The following is an 18,346-nucleotide window of genomic DNA, read 5'->3' as shown; positions in this document are numbered from 1 at the left end:
CCCCCGGCGATGCGGGCGGTCGTCTTACCTAGGCCGTGGGGTCGACCAGGCCCGCACGATCGTCGGCATGGATGAACTCGACCGGGTGCTGCTGGGCCTGCTGGCCGGCGCGCCGTCGCGAACGTCGGTGCTCAGCATCGTGGCGCACCGGCTGCACGCCCTGCCCGCCATTCCCGCGCACCCCGGCTTACTCGCCTGTCCGGGGCGCGAGCCGCTGGCGCTGGCGTGGCCGGGAGGCGGAGACCCGGGCATTGGTGACCGCGCTGCTGCGCGACGACACGGCCGGCGCCCGGGCGGCCGGGCACTACGCGCTGACGATCCTCGAACTCGGGCTGGGCCGGTACGACGCGGCGTTCGGCCACGCGCTGGCCGTACGCCGCGGCGGGGTGGCCGGCCTGAGCGATCGCGTGGTGCCGGACCTGCTGGAGGCGGCCGGCCGCAGCCGCCATCCGGGCGCGATGGCCACGGCGGCGCGGGGCGTCGACGTCGCCGTCCTGGAGCCGGGCCGGGAGGCGTTGTGCCGGGCCCTGCTCGCGGACGGCGACGCCGAGGAGTTCTATTGCCGGGCCCTGGGCGGCCTGCGGGACGCCGACCTGGCCCGAGCGCATCTGCTGTACGGCGAATGGCTGCGCCGCCGCCGTCGCCGGCGCGACGCCCGGGCCCAGCTGCGGATCGCGTCGGAGATGTTGCGGGCCCGGGGATTCGCCGGCTTCGCCCAGCGGGCCGAGAGGGAGCTGAGGGCGACCGCGGAGTAGGTCGGCGAATCCGGCGAGCTCACCGCCCAGGAGGCACAGGTGGCCCGGCTCGTCGCCGCGGGCCACTCGAACCGTGAGGTCGGCGAGCAGCTGTACATCAGCCAGAACACGGTGCAGTACCACCTGGGAAAGGTGTTCCGGAAGCTCGGCATCCGTTCCCGCACGCAGCTGGTCCGCGTGCTGATGGAACGGGCCGAGCTGTCCCTTTGAGACGGGCGTCAGACGGCCGCCAGGATGCGGCGGGCCCGCACCGACGGGACGATGCCGATGATGCCGTAGAAGAGGCTGAACAGCCCGAACACCTCGGCCAGCGACACAGCGCCGATGTCCGGGCGGATGAACAGCACGACGGCCAAGGCGATCGAGACCAGCCCGCCGAGGATCCAGGCGGCCCACTCCCCGGCGATCTGCCCCTGCCGGAAGGTCAGCGCCACCTCGAGCAGCCCGGTGGTCAGGGCCCAGGCCCCGATCCAGATGGTGAGCACCAGGGCGGTGACGCCCGGCCAGGCCAGGGCGACGACACCGGCCGCGACCGACAGCAGAGCCAGCAACAGCCAGCCGACGACCGGCCCGGCCCGCTCACGACTGAACGCCCGCACGACCTCCAGCACCGCCGCCACGAAAGCGTAGACGGCGAACAGGATGGCGAACGCCCCGATCGTAAGGCCGGGCCAGGTGAAAGAGACGATCCCGATGATGACGGCGAGGACGCCCCGCCAGAGCAGAGAAGTGGAGAGTGACATGAGAGCCACCGTAGAAATCCGGGCACCCTCCTCGAATCACTGATTGTCGTAGTGCGGCCTGGGTTCCGTCCCGGTAGAAACGCCATGACCTCCTGAGCCTGGTCGCCGAAGCCTTCGACTCGCCCGACGCGTGGCACCCTTCGCCGTGAGTACTACGCCGAGGTCGCCGGCCGCTACTGTCGGCGCGCCGCAACCGCCGTCGAGGTGGACCGAGAGCTGGCCGACGACGATGCCGCGGCGCTCACACCACCCACGGGCCAGTTCGTCGTCGGGCGCTTCGAGGGTGAGCCGGCGGCCTGCGGCGGCTTCGGAGGCTGGACCGCAAACGGGCCGAACCCACCCGCGTCTTCATGCGGCCGGCCTATCGGGGTAGCGGCGGTGGCACACTCCTGCAGGCGGCGTCGGAGAGCCTGACCCGCGAGGGGCGCGACGGAGATGGTTCTCAACACCCGACTCGACCTGGTCGAGGCCGGTGCAGTACGCCGGAATCTCACGGTAGCCGTGGCGCTGGTACAGCGCTCGGGCCGCCTCTACATGCAAGTCTGGTACGGCAAGCGCCTGACCACCACCCCAGCCGAGCCGCGCGGCTAGACACCTTCCGCGATCAGGGCACCTGGCCGCGGAAGGCGGAGACAAGCCCGTTTCGGTGAAGTAGCTACCAATCAGGTCCGCGCCGGTAGCGAGAGCGGCGAACAATGCCGCCGCCAGCAACCGATCCGAGATACAAGAATACGTTGATCGGCCTCACATGATGCAGGCTTCCCGCTAATAGTTGAGGGTCGACGTTTGGCCCGGGTTCGTGCGGACCCACGCGCCACGATCCGGTGCGATGTTGCAGTCGAACCAAATCCAGGCCCACCCGGAATTGGTGATTCCGGTGAAAACTACTTTGTAGTGAATTTTGTTGTCGAACCAGGAGGGCGTGAATTTTTGAGCTGGCGGATGAGAGTTGTCCAGATCGCCCTTGACCCAAGCAACCTCCGTGCTGCCCGCATAGCAGGCCGTTCCCACAACAGTTGACGTCGTTGCAGCCGATGCAGGCGATGGATTCACTGCTAGAGTCGCGAAAGTCGATGCCGCCGCGAGCGATCCAGCCATCACCTTTCCGGGAATGTTCATCGATCGTCCTTCCTGTGATCCGTCCGTCAGGCTTCTGGCACTGCGGAATCGTGAATGGTCCGCGACGGCGACGTTCACACTCTGAATGACTGCGCCACGTAGGGCGTTCCGAAACGAATCCGACTGTGCGAGCAATAGGATCCTCCCACCACAGCAGACGGGTCGGCCTCCCTCATGTGGGGTCTATCGGGACCCATTCGGCTTAGCTCTTCCGCGTGATAGTGAAATCCAGAGCGGAGCCCCAAGCCGAGCCGACGTCTCACTTGCTTACTCTCTTGCCGCCGGTCGTGCGCGCTGGCCGCCCCAAGCCGTCACGCTCAGTTCGGCGCATGAAGGGCTGAAGTGCCGACTCTTGCGGAGATCAGTCGTCGCCTGCGCTGGTGTGTCCGGCGGGTCAGCCAGAATGATCAGCGGCATCGAATCCGGCGATCGGTGCTCGTCTCCAGGGAAGTACTCGATGTGCTGATGCCGGTTGACTTTCCGATCTTCGGCAGTCTCGGCATCAGCGGCCACGCCAACGAGCACGTCCTACACGATATTGAGATACTCGCGTCCGCCGGAAAGCCCAGTACAGTCGCGCCCGGCAAGCCGACAAGCAGCGGACCAGTGGTCACCTCCTGAACCCGCGGGTCCACCATTAATAGGTACCTCGACACGGTCAGTGCGCCGACGCAGCAAGTCGTCGCTGAAGGCTTGCAAAGCCGCCGACGGACCCGCAAGTGCCAGCTCGCCTCCGTTGGCCGCGAAGCGGTACTGTCGGTGATCAACCACCGAACTATTGTTACTCACGCCGGCGCATCCGTATCTGCCGCCGATCGTGCGCCACTGCTGTCACATTTCCTACAGCCCGACCTGATTTCGGTGTCCGGTCATGCCGATGTGAGTACACGAACGTGCCTTCCCTCGTGACTTTTGCAGTCCATTTCATGCGGGCGTTGCGGGATCTCCGCCCAAAATATTCAGGGCGTCCGCCAAGGCCGCATCGACAACCGGCGGGAAAGTCAGGGACGTAGGCGGCTGACCTTCGTTTGCTCGGACCGTAATTTTAGGCTGCCTGATGCTGGACCGTTGACGTGGAAGAACCAAGTCGGCTGGAAACGGCATCGTAGGCGGACGCAGCAGTATGTCCCAGCAATTGCGCACGATCGCGTGGTTCACGAGCGTGGTCTGCTCGGTCGTTAGGACGGTCGGTGGAGCGCCCAAGGGCTGGATAGGTGTGATGGTGAGCAACCGTGAGGGGGTGACCGGCATGTGTACCTCGTGCAGCTCCGGCAGGAGTACCGGGCTAGAAAAGTCGAGTTCACCGGTCGCGCTAACCGTGACCACGGGAGCGTCACTCGTGATCAGAACGGGATTCGGTGAGGAGGTCAGCAACCAGTGCATGTCGAGTAGGAGAAGCTTGATTCTGTCCGCTTCCCGGACCATTGTCCGCAGCATCGACGGTGTATCCGTCCTGCGCATCGCCTCTGGGGCGCGGCTCGCGATGTCGTGATACATGGCGGTGAGGTCACCCCTCGCCTTCACCGCGGGGTCCGCTTCGATGGCACGTTGGAGCACCGTGCTTGCGAAGACCATGGGGCCGAGGTGGGAGTTCACATCTTGCATCGTGCGGCGGACAGCCACCGTGCGGACCATTTGGGTTGCGACGAAGGTGGCGAGCGTGGCCCGGAGTGGGCCCGGAGGCGGAAGGGCTCCGTCGCGGAGGGCGCGCATGACGTCTCCGACAGGACTCTCGATTGAGCGTGCGAACCATTGCTCAAGGGAATCGTCCGGCTGGCCGAGTTCGCCGACATCGTAGAAATCCACTTCGACGGTTGCTTTCTTGATAGGCATCCGTTCCTCAGTGCCGTCGCGATGTCGCGCCAGCAGGATTTCCTTGTCTAGCTTCTTTCGTCCGCAGAAGCCGCGCAGATACAGCTTCGGTACGGTGTGATGGTCGCGGCTAACCTGCTCAGGCATTATTGAATTATGGCAGCCGTCTTCGAGTCACAGCGGCATTGCCGCTCTCTGTATGAGCGAGTCTGAGGGCGCACTCATCTAGCCGCGGTCAGCGCGCTCCGGGTTACCGGACTCGAACCGGCTCATGCCGCTGCGGAGAATTCCCCCGCGTTCAGACAACATGACTGAACACGACGCGCCTTCCCATGTTGCCTCTGCCCGGCGCGCGGGTCGACGTTAGCTCATGCTGAGGCCGTGGTGCAGCGACAGCTACGGAGTAGGGCAGCGGGTCGCTCTCGATCAGGCGGAACTAGCTTGATGACGGCGCATCTCCCGACCCGCGACCGCTGCCCCGGCCTAGCGGGTTCTGCGTTACTCGCCGAGCCAGGCCAGGGAGGGTGCCGGCCGGTCGTCCAGGGAGCCGTTCCGGATCTGCCACTGGGTCGCATGTCCGCGTTCGTCGGTGATCAGGAACAAGCCGGCGGGCCGGTCGCCGTCGTCGTCGATCGGTGGCATCGCCGCCAGCTCCGCGATCGCTTCGCGGAGCCAGTCCAGCTCCTGTTCCCGGATGTCACCGCCGTAGAAGAGGTACAGAGTCCAGTTGAACGGCGCCGTCGGGAAGGCCCAGCCGCCCGAATAGAGCTCGTGATGACGCCGCGTGATGATTTCCTGAGCGGCGCTCCGCTGCTCGACCTTCATCTCCAGCCAGCCGCGAGCTGAGGCGTACATTCCCATGACACCAGACTGTCAGTTTGCGCAGGACCGCGGTCAGCTGGCTTGGTGCACCCGGAGCAGGACCCCCACTACGACAGGTGGCTAGCCGGCCTTGGGGGTCGTCGCGGCTCGGGTGTTGGCCCAGAACGCGAGTTCGCCGCCGGGCAGGCAGACGATCAGAGGGCCGTCGGGGTTGGTGAAAGCCCACGACTCCACCTCGGGGTCGGGGTGGACGCAGAGTTCGTAGCCGGCGCCGAAGGTGAGTGACAGTTCGCCGTTGTCGGCTGTCTGTGCGGTGCTGACCACGTCGCCCAGCAGGGAGGCCAGGGCGTCGGAGCTGTCGTCGCCGGGAAGCAGCCGGGTGTGGGTCTCCGGGGTGGTGAGGTGGGCGGCCGTCTCGATGAGGATCTGGCTGCCGCGGGAGAAGCTGAGGACCAGGGCGTCGCCCAGGCGGACGTATTCCAGGTGCTGTCCTACCAGCGGGGAGAGCGGCGACATGCGTACCTCGATGGGGGCTCGTCGGGAACTGACGAGCTGGACCGTAACCGCCGCTTCCATAACGGGGCCTTAAAACTTGTGACGTCAACCGCCGAGCGGCCGCCTGGTCATCGGGCCGCCGACGAGATCGTCGGTGGGATCCGGCTCGCCCAGCTCGCCCGCCCACCTCTCGGCGTCGTCGCGCGGTTCGTAGCCGATGGCGTCGCCGCCGGCGCGGGACCACCATCGGCGGGTGTTGGCCGAGACGCCCCAGACGATGTGGAACCCGGTCGCGGTCAGCGATGCCCGGACGAGCCGCGCCATGTCGTCGGGGGAGAGCCACGACGCGAGGTCGCGCGGGTGCTCGGGCCGGGGTTTGCAGGAGCCGATGCGCAGGCAGACCACATGCAGCCCGTACCGGTCGTGGTAGAGCCGTCCCAGCGACTCCATCGCGGCCTTGCTCCAGCCGTAGTAGGAGTCGGGGCGCGGCTGCGCGTCGTCCGGAAGGTCCTCGGTGTACGGATGAAGGCCCACCGCGTGGTTGCTCGACGCCAGCACCACGCGGGGGACGCCCGTCTCGCGGGCGGCCTGCAGGACGCGCTCGGTGCCGCGGACGTTGACGGCCAGCACGTCCTCGAACGGGCCCTCATCGGCGATGCCGCCCAGGTGGACCACCGCGTCGATGCCGCGGCACGCCTCGCGGACCGCTTCGGCGTCGGTCACGTCCAGTTCCGCGACGCCGTCGGCCGGGCGTACGTCGGTGGCGCGCAGGGCGGGCAGGCGCTCGCGGAGCATGGTGCCGATGGCTCCGGACGCGCCGGTCAGCAGGATGGTCACAGGTCCATCCCTACCACGCGGATCACCACGCCGTCGCGGATGCGAACGTGGAGGACGGCCGGGGTGCGGCGCTTGGCCCAGGTTTCGAAGGCCGAGGCGGCGACCGGGGTGACCGTGCCGTCGAAGTCGACGCCGAGGGTGGCGCGGCCGGGGCAGAGCGTCACCCGGTATCCGTTGCGGTTGACCGCGCGGCGCCAGATCGCCGCGCACGAGGTGGCGTCGCCCCGGCTGACGTCCACGGCGATGGACTGGTCGCCGGTGAAGATCTCGGTCGGGCCGAGGCAGTAGTCTTCGAAGCCGGCCTTCGCGGCCAGGACCAGGCCCGTTCCAGCGGCCAGGGCGGTCACCGCGGCCAGCGAGGCGGCGAGCCGGGGCAGGCGACGACGGCGGCGAGGGGGAGCGGTTCGGCGGGCGGCTTCGGCGGCGCTGCGCAGGTCCGGCCGTACGTCCGCGGTGGTGCCCTTCAGCAGCAGGTCGAGCAGTTCGTGGGCGGTGGGCCGCTCGGCCGGGTCGACCCGGTCCGTGACCGGATCTCATGGCGGCCGATCCGGCGGGGCTCCGTCATTCGCACCACGATAGCGATCATTTCCGGCCCTCAGCCGACCGGGATTCGTGCCGAACGGTCATGTGCGGGCGACGGCGGGGTCACCCGTGCGGAGGGCGGGCGCGCCTGCCCGGCCACCGGCCCAATGTCGTGGAAAGCGCTTGGCATGGAAACGACGACGACGTCGCCCCGGCTGCGATGGACCCTGTCCCGGAAGATCTCCGCCCTGTTGATCGGCGTGGGGCTCTGCCTGCTGGTCATCTCGGCCGTGTCGTTCCGGTCGGTAGGGTCGCTGCGCACCACCAGCGAGATGGTCGACCACACCTATCAGGTCCTGGCCCGGATCGAGGCGATCTCCTCCAGCCTCAAGGACGCCGAGACCGGGCAGCGGGGCTTCCTCATCACGGGCAAGCGGGACTATCTGGCCCCCTACGAGGCGGCACGAGGCGACCTGGCCACCGAACAGCAGACCTTGCGGACGATGACCGCGGACAACCCGGCCCAGCAGCAACGCCTGGACGCGCTGGCCCCTCTCGTGCAGTCCAAGCTCGACGAACTGAAGGAGACCATCGACCTGCGGGCCGGTGCCGGCGGCTTCCGGGCGGCGCTCCAGGTGGTGCTGACCGACAAGGGCAAGGCGGTCATGGACGACATCCGGACCGTGCTCAGCGCCATGGACAACGCGGAACGGACGCTGCTCGCGCAGCGTACGTCGTCCGCCTCGTCCTCGGCCGGAATGGTCCGGTCGGTCATCCTGTTCGGCACCGGCGCTCTGCTGGTGCTGATGGGTGTGGCCGGCACTGTGCTGTCGCGGCGCATCGCCCGGCCCGTGCACGAGGTCACGACAGCGTTGCGGGGTCTGGAGGACGGCGACCTCACGGTCTCCGTCCCGATCCGCACCACCGACGAGCTGGCCGTGATGGCGACCTCGCTGAACGCGGCCGGCGCCCGGTTGCGGGAGACCATCGGCGGCCGGATGAAGGAGGCGGCGGGCACACTCAGTGGCTCGGCCCGCGAGCTCTCGTCGATCAGCGCGCGGCTCGAGGCCGGCGCGGCCGACGTCGCCCAGCAGGCCACCAGCGCCACCTCGGCCAGCGAGGAGGTCAGCACGGGCGTGCAGTCCATCGCGGCCGGGGCTGAGCAGATGAGCGCGTCGATCGGCGAGATCGCCAGCAACGCCGCCCAGGCCGCTGAGATCGCCCAGCAGGGAATGGCGGTCGCCGAGAACACCACCCGGCAGGTCGCCGAGCTGGGTGCGGCCAGCACCGAGGTCGGCGACGTGGTCCGGCTGATCACCAGCATCGCCGAGCAGACCAACCTGCTGGCGCTCAACGCCACCATCGAGGCCGCCCGCGCCGGTGAGCTGGGCAAGGGCTTCGCCGTGGTGGCCGGGGAGGTCAAGGACCTGGCCCAGCAGACCGCCAAGGCGACCGAGGAGATCACCAGCCGGATCGGGGCGATCCAGGGCTCGAGCGACTCGGCGGCCCGGGCCATCGGCGAGATCACCGACGTGATCCAGCGGATCGGCGACTACACCACGACCATCGCCTCGGCGGTCGAGGAGCAGACGGCGACGACCGGGGAGATGAGCCGTACGGTCGCCGGTGCGGCCGGGGCGAGCGGCGATGTGGCCGCCACGGTCTCGCAGGTGTCCCGGGTGGCCTCCTCGACCGCCGACGGGGCGGCGGCGACGCAGCGCGCGGCGGCCGATCTGAGCCGCCTGGCCGGCGACATGACCTCGATCGTCAACGGCTTCCGCTACTGATGACCCGCGGCGAGGACCCCGCCCAGCTCGCGGCGGCCGCCGACGCCCAGTTTCGGGTAGGCGTTGTAGAGGTGGGTGCCGACCGTGCGCGGCGACAGGCGCAGGCGGGTCGCGATCTCACGGTTGGGCATGCCGCGGGCGGCCAGCAGGACGACGTGCCGCTGCTGCGGGCTGAGCGTGCTCAGCTTCGCGGCCGCCGGCTCCGGCAGCTCCGGCTCGGCCACGGCGCCGCCGGCCGCGCGCAGCTCCGTGCGGGCCACCTCGGCCATCCCGGCCGCGCCCATCTCCTCCAGGGCGGTCAGGGCGGCGGTGAGGTGCCGGCGGGCCTCGCGCACCCGCCGCTCGCGGCGCAGCCACGTGCCGTACTGCACATTGGCCAGAGCCCGCTCGTACGGCCAGGCCTCGCCCGCCGGGTCCTCGACGGCGGCGTGGAAGCTGTCGCCGTCGGTGCCGACCAGGGCCCGCACGTGCGCCCGGACCAGCGTCCGGCGCGGGCCGTCCGGCCCCTCGCACGCCTCGAGCGCCCGGGCCGCCTCCGCCGTCCGTCCCGTCCAGACCGCGGCCATGGCGTAGCTGAGCAGGGCCGAGCCGGACGGGTCGGGATAGCGGGGACGGCCGTCGGCCTGGAACAGCGTCCGCAGGTGCCAGTACGCCTGCTCGTGGTCCCCGTCGGCGAAGGCGGCGACGCCGAGCGCCTGCTGCACCCACTTGGCCAGCCGGCCGTTCTCGCGCAGGTCGATGCGGTGCGGCAGCGTGCGCAGCAGCTCCCGGGCCGCCCCGGCGTCGCCGCGGCGGCCGGCCAGCACGGCCCGCAGCGCGATCACCTCGGCCTCCAGCAGCGGCAGGTCGGCGCCGTCGCACAGTTCCCGCGCCTCGTCGAGCACGGCGTCGGCCTCGGCCCAGCGGCCGGCGTCGATCAGGGCCCCGGTCAGCGGCAGGCACAGCTCGGCCAGGCCGGCCGCGCCCTCGAAGCCGCGCAGCCAGTCGAGCAGCCCCTGCCGGAGGGCGATGGCGGTCGCCGTGTCGTCGGCGAGTTCGGCCGTCTCGGCACGCCGCAGGGCCCGCAGCGCCGACCGCCGGTCCACCACCGGCTCGGCGTCGGACGGGGCCGGCACCGGGCCGAGGTCCCGTACGAGTGCCCGGTGTTGCTCCAGACCGGACAGTTGGGCGATGAAGGCGGCGGCGGTGACCAGCGCCTCGGGCCGGGCCGGATGCTTGCGGGCGTTGAGCAGGAGCTGGTCCATCGCCTCCCGCTGGTGCCCGCCCCGGCACAGCGCGAGTACGGTCTCGACGGCGGCCTCCTCGGAGACGGCCTCCGGATGTCCCTGTGCCGCCGCCGCGGCGTGCAGATCGAGCGCCCAGCGGGTCTGGCCGAGCCAGCTGGCCCCGACGGCCGCGTCGGCGTAGCGGCGGGCCGCGTCGTGCCCGGCCGGGGACAGGTCGGCGGCCCAGGCGAGCGCGAGGGCGTGCTCGGTGCGGCGCCCGCTCCGCAGGGCCTCGGCGCCGGCCCGCTCCAGCCCGGCCGCGATCTGCTCGTCCGGCCCGGTCGCGGCGGCGGCCAGGTGCGGGGCGCGGGCGTGGGGTGGCAGCGCGCCGGCGAGACGGCGGTGCAGCTCGGCCCGTTCGCCGGCCGGGCACGAGAAGTAGACCGCCACCTGGGCGAGCGGGTCGGCGAAACGTACCTGGGCGCCGTCCGTCTCGAGGATTTCGGCCTCGACGGCGTCGTCCAGCGCGGCGCGTGACGTGCCCGCGGCGGCCAGCACCACGGGCACGTCCTCGTCGGCGAGCCGCGCGCTGACATGACGGGCCAGCAGCAGCGTCTCCGGCTTCAGCGCCGCGAACCGCGCCGCGAACCGCTGCCGAAGCGGCTCGATCAGGGCCACCGGCGGCCGGAGAACCTCCGTGGCGGACGCGCCGGCGAAGGCGGCGGCCAGCTCGACGACGGCCCGGGGCTTGCCCTGGGCCCGGCTCAGCAGCGCCAGCCGGCTCAGGCTCCCGCCGGCGTCCGGCTGGGGCGCCAGCAGCCGGGCGGCGTCGGCCTTCGACAGCGGCTCCAGGTCGACGACGTGGGCCCCGGCGGGCACGAGACGCGGGGCGTGCCGGCGGCGCACCCCGAACAGGAACACGACGGGCCGGTCGAACCGCCGGCGGGTCAGCTCGCGCAGCACCCGGCTCGACAGCTCGTCGCACTCGTGCAGGTCGTCGACGACCACGAGCAGCGGCCCGGCGCCGGCCGACAGCAGACTTTCCGCGCCGGCCAGCGGGTCGGGCCCGGGCAGGCCGCGCCGGGGGCAGAGAAGCGCCTGCAGGGCCGCGCCCTCGTAGTCCTTCTCGTCGCGGTGCCCGGCCGTGCGCAGCACGCGGAAACCCTTGGCCACGGCGGCTCTCGCCACCGCGGTGAGGAAAGCCGACGTGCCGAGCCCGGAGTCGGCGACCACGGCGACAGTGGCCCCACGGCCGGCCGCGAGGACGCGGGTGACGGGCTCCCAGGCGCCGTCCCGGCCCAGAAGTCCCGAGTCCGGCCACGATCCGGTGTCGCGCATTGTTCGCCCCCTGCGTGCTGGTCGTCGCGGCTCGAACGAGCCACGAGGACGAGCCTCGGAGGGAAGCGGACCGTCGTCATAAGTCGAATGGACGTACGGCGGAACTTCACCTAGCCGCTCCCGCAGCAGCGACCGGCGGGTGACGGAGAGCTTGGGGAAGACGGCACGGAGGTACGCGGCCACGGTGCGCGGCGCACACTGAAGACGCGCCGCGATCTCCTTGTTCGTCATGCCCTCCGCGGCGAGCCGCGCGATCCGCAGCTCCTGCGGGCTGAGCACGCCGTCGCCGGCCACGACATCCTCGCGGGCACCGGAAGCCACACCGGCCGCGCGCAGCTCGGCCGCGGCCAGCTCGGCCCAGGGCCGGGCGCCGGCCCGCTGGAACACGAACCGGGCCTCGCCGAGGTGCTCCCGGGCGGCCACGACACGGCCTCGACGGCGCAACCAGTGGCCGTACGCCAGCAGGGTCCGGGCAAGCTCAAGCGGAGTGCCGGCCCGGCGCCCGGCCGCGAGAGAGTCACGGTAGTGCGGTTCGGCGCCGCGCTCGTCCAGCAGAGCCCGGCCCCGCGAGGCCACCGCCCGGAGGTGGTCGGAATCAAGGACCCGAGCGGCGTGAGCCACCTCGGCCACCCGCTGATCGGCGAGGGCCACCGCCCCCGGACGACCGCTCCCCACGGCCGCCTCGGCCAGATCGGCGACCGCGTTCCAGGCGGTGTCCCGGTGAACGCCCACCGCGTGCAGCGCCTCCCACGCCTGGTCGTACCGCCGCTCCCGAAGTGCCACCAGCCCGAGAGCCCACCGCTGGATCGCCCGCGCCGCCGCGGTGGGCGCTTGGTTCACCAGGAGCGCCGGCGTACGGGCGGTCGAGGTCCAGGCCTCGGCCAGCGCCCGGCCGGCGGTGGCGAGGTCGCCCAGGGCCGGCAGCCCGGCCCGGGCGGCGAGCCGGGCGGCCCGGCCCGAGCGGGGCACCGCGTCGTGCAGGCGGCCGGTCAGAACTCTGGTCACGCCCCCGCCGGCCAGCCGAGCGGCCTCGTCGGCGGTGGCTCCCGGAGCCGCGAGAGAGGGATCGGCGAGCAGGTCCCAGCACTGCGCGGCCGTCCGGACGTCGTGCAGTGCCCCGGCGGCGCGCGCGGCCGCGGTCAGCTCGTGAACCGCGCGGCCGTCGCCGGTTCGGCCGTTGGAGGTGCGGTCCCGGAACTCGGCGACCGTGCGGGCCGGACGCCGGCGCACGGGCTCGGGGACGGCGAGCGGATCGATCCAGGCCCGGCTCATCGCGTCGGCGGGTAGCGCCCGGAGCAGGGCCGCCCGTTCCGCGGGCGGCAGCTCATGGTCGTGAGCCAGCGCGGCGGCCGTGGGGCTCGGATCGCTGAGCAATTCGCCCAGGACGGCCTCGCTCACACCTGCGCCGAGCCGGAGCTCCGCCAGCGTCAGTTCAATCCGTTCCCGTACGGCGGCCGGCGGCGAGGCCGCGACGGCCTGCTCGGCCAGCGCCCGGGCCTGAGACGTCTCGCCCGCCTGCCGGGCCAGCTCCGCCGCCTGGGCGAGGCAGCGGCCCCGGGCCCGAGAGCCGGCGGCGAGCGCGGCCGCGCGGCGCAACAGCCGTACCGCACTCGCCAGTGAGCCCCGGGCCGCCGCCCGCCCCGCGGCAACCTCGAGGTCGCCGTCGTCGGCTCCGGTGTCATGGGCGGCTACCGAGCGATGCCACGCCGCGGCGGCGTCGTCGAGCGTGGTGGCGGCCAGTGCCTCGTGGGCGGCCCGCCGCTCCGCTGGGGCTGCCGCCTCGTAGAGCGCCTCCCGGACCAGCGGCAGCCGCACCCGGACGGTGTCGCCGATGACCGTGACCACGCCGGCGCGTTCGGCCGGGCCGAGACCGCCGAGGTCCAGGCCGAGGCGGAGCGCGGCCGCCGCCAGCTCGGGCAGTTCGTGATGTTCCCCGCAGGCGAGCAGGGCCAGCAGGGGACGCGCGTCCTCCGGCACCTCGGCGAGCAGGCTGGCCCGCAGCCGGTCGGTCAGGGCCAGCGGCTCGCCGGTCAGGGCCAGTTCGGTCAAGGCCAGTTCGGTCAGCGCCAGCGGGTTGCCCCGCGCCTTCTCCGCTATTCGGCGGGCCGTTTCCCGGGGGAGGGCGGCCAGCAGCGCGTCGGCCGCTTCCGGTGGTAACGGGCCGAGCGGTACCGAAGTGGCCGCCCACGTCACGGTCTCGTCCGCCGGGGAGCCGGCGGTCACCACGAGCAGGGGAGCGGTGCGGGCTCGGCGGGCCAGGCCGGCCAGCGCCTCCCGGTCCGGCTCCGCCAGGCGGCCCGGGTTGTCGGCCAGCACCACCGTCGGGTGGCGGCGGTCGATGGCGGGCCGGTCGGGGAAGCGGACGACCGTGTGGCCGGCCTCCTCGGCCAGGTGGGCCACATGGTTGAGCATGGTGGTGCGGCCCGAGCCGGGGTCGCCGGTGATCGCTACCGCGCCGCCGCGGCGAGTCAGGCCCGTCACGAGGGCGGCCAGCTGGCCCGACTCTCGCTCCCGGCCCACTAACACCGTTCCATGGTGCCTGCGCCGCCGGTCACCGGCATACGTCATCCGACCGGTCCGCGTACCGGAATAGACTCTCCCGCGATGATCGGACGCGAGACTGAGCTGGCGTTTCTCGCCGGTGTCCTGGATGACGCGCGCTCGGGTGGGCGGGTAGTCGTGCTCGAGGGCGACGCCGGTGTGGGCAAGACGACGGTGGTCGACGCCGTCATGGACGAGGCCGAGCGGCGTGGCCTGCCGGTGCTGCTGGGTGTCGGGGTCGAGGGGCCGGCGCCGGTCGGCTACACCGGGCTGTTCGAACTGCTCGACCCGATTCTGGGTACGGCCGGTGACCTGCCGGAGCGTCAGCGGGCGGCGCTGCTGAGCGCGCTCGGCGTGTCGGAGGGACCGCGGCCCGATCCGCTGCTGGTCGGGCTGGCCACGCTCGGCCTGCTCGAGGCGGCGGCCGGGGACCGGGGTCTGCTGCTGGTCGTCGAGGATCTGCCGTGGCTCGACCCGTCCAGCCGGGCCGCCGTCACCTTCGTGGCCGGGCATCGGGGCGACGCTCCGATCATGATGCTGGCCACGGCCCGGACCGGGCTGCTGCCGGCCGGGCTGCCGGGCGCGACCACGATGACGCTGGCACCGCTCGGCGCCGACGCGGCCGTACGGCTGCTGACCGCGACCGCGCCCGAGCTGGGCGACGCGCTGCGCGAGCGGGTGCTGGCCGAGGCGGGCGGCAACCCGCTGGCCCTGCGGGAGTTCGCCGCCGAGGCGGACCGGCTGCCGTGGGCCGAGGACGCCGAGCGCCTGCCGGTGAGCCGCCGGCTCGAACGGGCCCTGCTCGGTGATCTGGCCGCGCTGCCGGCCGCGAGCCGTGCCCTGCTGCTGATCGCCGCCGCGAACGACGAGCGCGGCACCGTGCCCGAGATCGTGGAGGCGGGCCGGCGGGCCGGGGCCGGGCCCGGCGACCTGCAGCCGCTGGAGCGCAACCGGCTGGTCCGGCTCAGCGGCGACCGCCTGGCCTTCGACCATCCGCTGGTCCGCTCCGCCGTCTACGGCGCCGCCACCACGACCGAGCGGGCCGCCGCGCACAACCATCTGGCCGAGGTGGTGGCCGACCCCGTCCGTGCCGCCTGGCACCGGGCCGCCGCCACCTTGCAGCCGGACGAGACCGTGGCGCGCGAGTTGGAGACCGCCTCCGCGCTGTCGCAGAAACGCGGCACCCTGCCCGAGGCCGTCGCCGCCCTGCGCCGGGCCGCCGTACTGTCGCCGACGCTCGAGGACCGGGCCCGCCGGCTCACCACCGGCGCCGAGGTGGCCCGGCAGGCCGGTCTGCCCGAGCAGTCGTACGCGCTGCTGACCGAGGCTCTGCCGATCGCCGCGACGCCGCACGACGTGGCCGGGCTGGCCACTGTCGAACGGTTGCTGGCCATGACGTTCGGCACGCCCGTACGCAATGTCGAGGCCTCCATCCGTCTCGCCGCCTCCCTCGGCGACGGCCCGGAGGACACCGTGGCCCGGATCCGGTTCCTCACCGCGGCCGTCGGGCAGTGGTGGAACATGGACGGCTCGGCGGAGACCGCCGGCCGGCTGCGGGCGGCCGTGCTCGATCTGGTCGCCGAGGGTCTGTGGCAGCGCGACATGATGCTCGCCATGGTCGACCCGGCCGCGTACGGGCCGGCCGTGCGCCCGCGGCTGACGGCGATGCTGAGCTCGGCCCGGGAAGCGGCGTTCGCCAAGGACACCGAGCGGGCGGTCGGCACCAGCCGCCTCCTGCCGATCTTCGCCCGCTGCTCCGAGTCGCTGCAGGACCTGGATCTGGCCTGGTCCTGCTGGGAGATCTACCGGGAGTACCACAGCGCGGCCAGCTCGCTGGGCGACGAGGCGTACGCCCTCAACGGCCGCGGGATGATCCACGTGCTGCGGGGCGACCTGGACGCCGGGCTGGCCGACACGGAGCAGGCTTTGCGGCTCGCCGAGGGCAGCGGCCTGACTCGCGTGGCCGGAGTGGCGGCGGCGGTCTCCGCGCTCGCCCACGCCTGGCGCGACGACCGGGAGGCCGCCGAGCAGCGCCTGGCCGACAGCGTGCGCTACCGCCGGCATGAGCCGTACGCCCTGATCACCGCCCGCGAGTCGTGGGCGGCCGGCCTGCTGGCGCTGCGGGCCGGGCGGCCCGGTGACGCCTGGCTCGAGCTGGCCGGCGTGGCCGCGCACCCGTCGACCGGCCTGTGGGCGCTGTCCGACGTGGCCGAGGCCGGGGTACGCGGCGGCCACGCCGAGCAGGCCCGCCGGCTGTGCGCCGAGGCGGCCGAGCAGGCCGCCGCCCTCGGCTCCGACCACCTGTGGGCCATCGTGCACCGGGCCCGGGCGCTGGTGACCGACGGCGACGGCGCCGAGGAGGACCACACCCTGTCGATCGCCCGCGCCGAGGCGTCGGGAAACACGTTCGAGCTGGCCCGCAGCCGGCTCGCGTACGGGGAATGGCTGCGCCGCCGCCGGCGCATCGCCCCGGCCCGGGACCTGCTCGCGGCGGCGCTGCGCGAGTTCGCCCGCGCCGGCGCGGCCTGGCCGGCCGAGCGCGCCTCCCTGGAGCTGCGCGCGGCCGGCGCCGCCGACGAGGCGGAGCGGACCCCGTCCGTACGGACGGCTCAGCTGACCCCGCAGGAGAGCCAGGTCGCTCGTCTCGCCGCGGCCGGCCTCACCAACCGGGAGATCGCCGACCAGATGTACCTGTCGCCGCGCACGGTCGGCGTACACCTTTACAAGGCGTTCCCGAAGCTGGGCGTCACGAGCCGTACGCAACTTCAGGCGGCCCTCGCTTAAGCGATCGCCCCGCCCGAGACCGTGAGCAGCTGGCCGCTGACGAAGGACGAGAGCGGGCCGGCGAAGAACTCGGCCACGTCGGCCACGTCGTCGGCCGTGCCCATCCGGCCCGTCGGGTTGAAGTCGCGCAGGAACGCGCGGATCGGCGCGTCCGGCCCGGCGCTCGTGTGCAGGCCGGCGCCCTCGGTGGCGGTGGGCAGGATGCCGTTCACCGTGACGCCGCGGTGGCCGATCTCGTGCGCCAGCACCCGGACCAGATATTCGGGCGCCACCTTGCTGCCGCCGTGCAGGGCGTAGCCGGGCATGGGGTAGCCGGTCGTGCTGGAGCTGACGTAGATGATGCGGCCGGAGTCGGCGACGTGCCGGGCCGCTTCCTGCATGGTGAAGAAGGCACCCTTGGTGTTGACCGCGAACATGCGATCGAACTGTTCCTCGGTGAAGTCGGCGACCGGCAGCCCGGTGTGCTCCAGGCCGGCGTTCACCACCACGATGTCGGGGCGCCGGCCGGCGAAGAGCCGCCGTACGTCGTCGACCACTGACACGTCGGCCCGCACCGCCTCGGCACGGACTCCCAGCGCCGTGGCGGCGGCGCGGGTCTCTTCGGCGGCCTCGGCCCCGTGCGCGTAGTTGATCACGACGTCGGCCCCGAGCGCGGCGTACCGGAGGGCGACGGCCCGTCCGATACCCCGCGCCGAGCCGGTGACCAGGGCCACCTTTCCCGACAGGTCGGTCACTGCTCGTCGGTCCAGTCGGTGGAGGCGGCCAGCGCCTCCTGCGGCTCGATCTGGGCCAGGCGCTCGCGCAGGGCGCTGGTCACGAACTTGTACGCGTCCGAGCCGAGCACGAGGCGCAGCGGGGCCGGGGACTGGCCGGCGCTCTCGATGATGCGGGCGGCCATCTTCGCCGGGTCGCCCAGCGGGGGACGGCTGCGGTCCTTGGCCCCGCGGACCATCGCGGCGGGCGTGTTGTCGTACGCCTCGAGCGGGGTGGCCAGTTGCAGGCTGTCGAACCGGAACTCGGTGCGGGCGCCACCGGGCTCGACGATGGTCATCTCGATCCCGAACGGGGCCACGTCACGAGCCGTGCCCTCGATGAAGCCCTCGATGCCCCACTTGCCGGCGTGGTAGAGCGACGCGCCCGGGTTGGTGGCCTGACCGCCGTACGTGGAGATCTGGATGACCCGGCCGCCGCCCTGGGCCCGCAGGTGCGGCAGGGCCGCCCGGACCACGGCGATGGAGCCGAGCAGGTTGGTGTTGATCTGGCCGATGACCTGCTCGTCGGTCAGTTCCTCGGCGGCGCCGAACAGGCCGTAGCCGGCGTTGTTGACGATGACGTCGATGCGGCCGAGCTCGGCGAAGGCGCGGTCGACGGTCGCACGGACCCCGGGCAGGTCGGTGACGTCGAGGTTGGCGACCCAGAACTGCTCGCCGTACTTGTCCTTGAGGTCGTCGACCGAGCCGGCTTTGCGGATGGTGCCGGCGACGCGCTCGCCGCGGGCGAGCAGCTGCTCGGTCATCTGGCGGCCGAAGCCGCTGTTGACGCCGGTGATGAACCAGGTCTTCACGTCGTTCTCCTTCAGTCGTTGT

15 protein-coding genes and 1 pseudogene are annotated in these 18,346 nt (G+C 72.3%); 5 read left to right on the top strand and 11 right to left on the bottom strand.

Annotated features, from left to right (window positions below):
* The first annotated feature begins 254 nt into the window (after positions 1–254).
* Both AB0C26_RS23955 and AB0C26_RS23950 read left to right on the top strand, forming a co-directional pair.
* Positions 255–755, top strand: a complete 501-nt coding sequence (locus AB0C26_RS23955) for a hypothetical protein (protein ID WP_360251374.1) — start codon at positions 255–257, stop codon at positions 753–755.
* Between the two features lie 30 nt (positions 756–785).
* Positions 786–965 (top strand): annotated as a pseudogene (locus tag AB0C26_RS23950) (helix-turn-helix transcriptional regulator); the annotation flags it as partial.
* Positions 966–973: 8 nt separating this feature from the next.
* Here the strand turns inward: AB0C26_RS23950 and AB0C26_RS23945 are convergent.
* Positions 974–1,498: a DUF308 domain-containing protein gene (locus tag AB0C26_RS23945; RefSeq protein ID WP_360251371.1), complete on the bottom strand. Its 525-nt coding sequence runs from the start codon at positions 1,496–1,498 to the stop codon at positions 974–976.
* A gap of 435 nt (positions 1,499–1,933) precedes the next feature.
* On the opposite strand from AB0C26_RS23945, the gene AB0C26_RS23940 reads away from it, so the two are divergent.
* Positions 1,934–2,089: a hypothetical protein gene (locus tag AB0C26_RS23940; protein WP_360251368.1), complete on the top strand. Its 156-nt coding sequence runs from the start codon at positions 1,934–1,936 to the stop codon at positions 2,087–2,089.
* Positions 2,090–2,263: 174 nt separating this feature from the next.
* On the opposite strand, the gene AB0C26_RS23935 is transcribed toward AB0C26_RS23940, so the two are convergent.
* From AB0C26_RS23935 to AB0C26_RS23905, 7 genes are all read right to left on the bottom strand, one after another.
* Positions 2,264–2,617 (bottom strand): hypothetical protein, encoded by a 354-nt coding sequence (locus AB0C26_RS23935; protein ID WP_360251365.1) that lies wholly within the window; start codon positions 2,615–2,617, stop codon positions 2,264–2,266.
* A 267-nt stretch (positions 2,618–2,884) separates the two neighbouring features.
* A complete protein-coding gene (locus AB0C26_RS23930) occupies positions 2,885–3,142 on the bottom strand; it encodes a hypothetical protein (RefSeq protein WP_360251362.1) in 258 nt (85 codons plus the stop codon).
* A 399-nt stretch (positions 3,143–3,541) separates the two neighbouring features.
* The gene (locus AB0C26_RS23925) at positions 3,542–4,576 is read right to left on the bottom strand and encodes a DUF4238 domain-containing protein (RefSeq protein WP_360251359.1); all 1,035 of its coding nucleotides are present in this window, start codon (positions 4,574–4,576) and stop codon (positions 3,542–3,544) included.
* Positions 4,577–4,927: 351 nt separating this feature from the next.
* Positions 4,928–5,290 (bottom strand): hypothetical protein, encoded by a 363-nt coding sequence (locus AB0C26_RS23920; protein ID WP_360251356.1) that lies wholly within the window; start codon positions 5,288–5,290, stop codon positions 4,928–4,930.
* A gap of 81 nt (positions 5,291–5,371) precedes the next feature.
* Complete coding sequence (locus tag AB0C26_RS23915) at positions 5,372–5,767, bottom strand: DUF6188 family protein (protein ID WP_360251353.1); 396 nt, start codon at positions 5,765–5,767, stop codon at positions 5,372–5,374.
* A gap of 84 nt (positions 5,768–5,851) precedes the next feature.
* Positions 5,852–6,583, bottom strand: a complete 732-nt coding sequence (locus AB0C26_RS23910; RefSeq protein WP_360251350.1) for an NAD(P)-dependent oxidoreductase — start codon at positions 6,581–6,583, stop codon at positions 5,852–5,854.
* The gene (locus AB0C26_RS23905; protein ID WP_360251347.1) at positions 6,580–6,930 is read right to left on the bottom strand and encodes a hypothetical protein; all 351 of its coding nucleotides are present in this window, start codon (positions 6,928–6,930) and stop codon (positions 6,580–6,582) included. The genes AB0C26_RS23910 and AB0C26_RS23905 overlap by 4 nt, the downstream gene beginning before the upstream one ends.
* A gap of 363 nt (positions 6,931–7,293) precedes the next feature.
* Here AB0C26_RS23905 and AB0C26_RS23900 point away from each other — a divergent pair, with 363 nt between their 5' ends.
* Positions 7,294–8,892: a CHASE3 domain-containing protein gene (locus AB0C26_RS23900; protein WP_360251344.1), complete on the top strand. Its 1,599-nt coding sequence runs from the start codon at positions 7,294–7,296 to the stop codon at positions 8,890–8,892.
* Here the strand turns inward: AB0C26_RS23900 and AB0C26_RS23895 are convergent.
* Positions 8,886–13,961 (bottom strand): LuxR C-terminal-related transcriptional regulator, encoded by a 5,076-nt coding sequence (locus AB0C26_RS23895; protein WP_360251341.1) that lies wholly within the window; start codon positions 13,959–13,961, stop codon positions 8,886–8,888. The genes AB0C26_RS23900 and AB0C26_RS23895 overlap by 7 nt on opposite strands.
* A 78-nt stretch (positions 13,962–14,039) precedes the next feature.
* Between AB0C26_RS23895 and AB0C26_RS23890 the strand changes: the two genes are divergently transcribed.
* Complete coding sequence (locus AB0C26_RS23890) at positions 14,040–16,760, top strand: AAA family ATPase (protein ID WP_360251338.1); 2,721 nt, start codon at positions 14,040–14,042, stop codon at positions 16,758–16,760.
* On the opposite strand, the gene AB0C26_RS23885 is transcribed toward AB0C26_RS23890, so the two are convergent.
* Both AB0C26_RS23885 and AB0C26_RS23880 read right to left on the bottom strand, forming a co-directional pair.
* Entirely contained in the window at positions 16,757–17,494 is a 738-nt protein-coding gene (locus tag AB0C26_RS23885; protein WP_360251335.1) for an SDR family oxidoreductase, read from the bottom strand. The genes AB0C26_RS23890 and AB0C26_RS23885 overlap by 4 nt on opposite strands.
* Entirely contained in the window at positions 17,491–18,324 is an 834-nt protein-coding gene (locus AB0C26_RS23880; RefSeq protein ID WP_360251332.1) for an SDR family oxidoreductase, read from the bottom strand. Before AB0C26_RS23880 ends, AB0C26_RS23885 begins: the two co-directional genes overlap by 4 nt.
* Between the last annotated feature and the right edge of the window lie 22 nt (positions 18,325–18,346).

This window comes from Actinoplanes sp. NPDC048796 (assembly GCF_040650035.1).
Lineage (GTDB): Bacteria > Actinomycetota > Actinomycetes > Mycobacteriales > Micromonosporaceae > Actinoplanes.
Note: the sequence above shows the minus strand (reverse complement) of the source record. Positions and strands in the feature narration are given on the sequence as shown.

Bases quoted from the DNA above. Each gene is read 5' to 3' on its own strand.
- AB0C26_RS23940 (WP_360251368.1), top strand. From the start codon at position 1,934: ATGGTTCTCAACACCCGACTCGACCTGGTCGAGGCCGGTGCAGTACGC.
- AB0C26_RS23915 (WP_360251353.1), bottom strand. From the start codon at position 5,767: ATGTCGCCGCTCTCCCCGCTGGTAGGACAGCACCTGGAATACGTCCGC.
- AB0C26_RS23935 (WP_360251365.1), bottom strand. From the start codon at position 2,617: ATGAACATTCCCGGAAAGGTGATGGCTGGATCGCTCGCGGCGGCATCG.
- AB0C26_RS23945 (WP_360251371.1), bottom strand. From the start codon at position 1,498: ATGTCACTCTCCACTTCTCTGCTCTGGCGGGGCGTCCTCGCCGTCATC.
- AB0C26_RS23900 (WP_360251344.1), top strand. From the start codon at position 7,294: ATGGAAACGACGACGACGTCGCCCCGGCTGCGATGGACCCTGTCCCGG.
- AB0C26_RS23925 (WP_360251359.1), bottom strand. From the start codon at position 4,576: ATGCCTGAGCAGGTTAGCCGCGACCATCACACCGTACCGAAGCTGTAT.
- AB0C26_RS23920 (WP_360251356.1), bottom strand. From the start codon at position 5,290: ATGGGAATGTACGCCTCAGCTCGCGGCTGGCTGGAGATGAAGGTCGAG.
- AB0C26_RS23890 (WP_360251338.1), top strand. From the start codon at position 14,040: ATGATCGGACGCGAGACTGAGCTGGCGTTTCTCGCCGGTGTCCTGGAT.